Origin of the sequence: Streptomyces sp. SID5910 (genome assembly GCF_009862125.1) — a bacterium.
GTDB lineage: Bacteria > Actinomycetota > Actinomycetes > Streptomycetales > Streptomycetaceae > Streptomyces.
On record NZ_WWHX01001009.1, the window covers coordinates 1 to 1,790 of the forward strand.

General features: G+C 74.1%; 1 protein-coding gene. It reads left to right on the top strand.

Features of this window, described 5'->3' with window-relative positions:
- A partial coding sequence (locus GTW67_RS35845) for a type I polyketide synthase (RefSeq protein ID WP_524539860.1) occupies positions 1-1,790 on the top strand: 1,790 nt, incomplete at both ends.

Here is a 1,790-nt window from a genome sequence, read left to right on the forward strand (position 1 = left end):
GGTGTCGTTGCCGGCGTCGGGTGGGGTGCTGCTGACGGGTCGGTTGTCGTTGGTGTCGCATGGTTGGCTGGCTGATCATGCGGTGGCCGGGGTGGCGTTGTTGCCGGGTACGGCGTTCGTGGAGCTGGCGTTGCGTGCCGGGGACGCGGTGGGTTGTGGCCGGGTGGAGGAGTTGACGTTGGAGGCGCCGTTGGTGCTTCCGCAGGACGGCGCCGTCTCCGTCCAGGTCCATGTCGACGGACCCGGCGAGTCCGGGCGGCGAACGGTGAGCGTGTACTCGCAGACCGACGGCGACACCTGGACGCGACACGCCCTCGGCACCCTCGCCGACGACGCTGGAGACACGGCGCGAGCCGACGCCGACGCGGGCGACGACGTACCGTGGCCCCCCGCCGACGCGGAGGCGGTCGACGTGGAGGGCCTGTACGACAGGTTCGCGCGCAACGGCTTCGGATACGGGCCCACGTTCCAGGGGCTGCGGGCTGTATGGCGCCGTGGCGAGGAGGTGTTCGCCGAAGTCCGGCTGCCCGAGGAACAGTGGGCCGAGGCCCGGCACCTGGGTGTGCACCCGGCCCTGCTGGACGCGGCGCTGCACGCGATGGCGTTCGGCGGGTTCGTCCGGCTGCCCGGTGACGTCGCCCCGGGCGGGGACACCGGACGCGTCCGGCTCCCCTTCTCCTGGAACGGCGTGTCACTGCACGCCACGGGCGCGTCCGCGCTGCGGGTGCGGCTGGCCCCGGCGGGACCGGACGCGGTGTCGGTGACCGCGTCCGACGGCTCGGGCCGCTCCGTGCTGTCGGTGGACTCGCTCGTCACCCGGGCGATCTCCCGGGAGCAGCTCAGCCGGGAGCACGGGACGTTCCACGAGTCGCTCTTCCGCCTGGACTGGGCCCCGGCGCCGGCCGTCAACGGGGCCGGAAGGCCGGGCAGGTGGGCGGTGTTGGGCGATGACGACACCACGTCGCTGCCGACGGCTCTGAAGTCGGCCGGAGCGGGCGCGGAACGGTTCGCGGACCTGTCCGCCCTCGCGGAGTCCGTGACGGCGGGCGGCAGCATGCCGGACCTGGTGTTCGTCCCGTTCGAGGGACAGCCGGGCACCGTTACCGACCCCGACACCGTCCTCAGCGTCGACGCACGGCGTGCCCTGTCCGCGGACGGTGTGCGCACGGTGACGCACCGGGCGCTGGCGCTGGCGCAGCAGTGGCAGAGCGACGAACGCTTCACGGGCTCCCGCCTCGTGTTCGTGACCCGCGGGGCGGTCGCCGCCCGTGCCGGGGAACGGGTCCTGGACCCGGCCTGCGCGACGGTGTGGGGTCTGGTGCGGGCGGCGCAGTCGGAGAACCCGGACCGGTTCGTTCTGCTGGACCTGGACGACGACGAGGCCTCGCTCACGGCGCTGCCCCGGATTCTGAGCGGCGACGAGCCGCAGCTGGTCGTGCGGGCCGGACGGGCGTTCGCGGCACGGCTCGCCCGGGTGCAGACGACCCCGAACACGGCACCGGCAACGGAGACGCCGGACACTCCGGTGTGGGACCCGCAGGGCACCGTGCTGATCACGGGAGCCACCGGCGTACTCGGGTCCCTCGTGGCCCGGCATCTGGTGGCCGAGCACGGTGTACGCCATCTGCTGCTGACCAGCCGCCGCGGCGGGGCGGCCGCCGGTGCCGCCGAACTGGCCGACGAGCTGACCGCCTCGGGCGCGTCGGTCCGACTGGCGGCCTGCGATGTGGCGAACCGCTCCGCACTCGCGGACCTGCTGGCGAGCGTGCCCGCCGAGCACCCGCTGACCG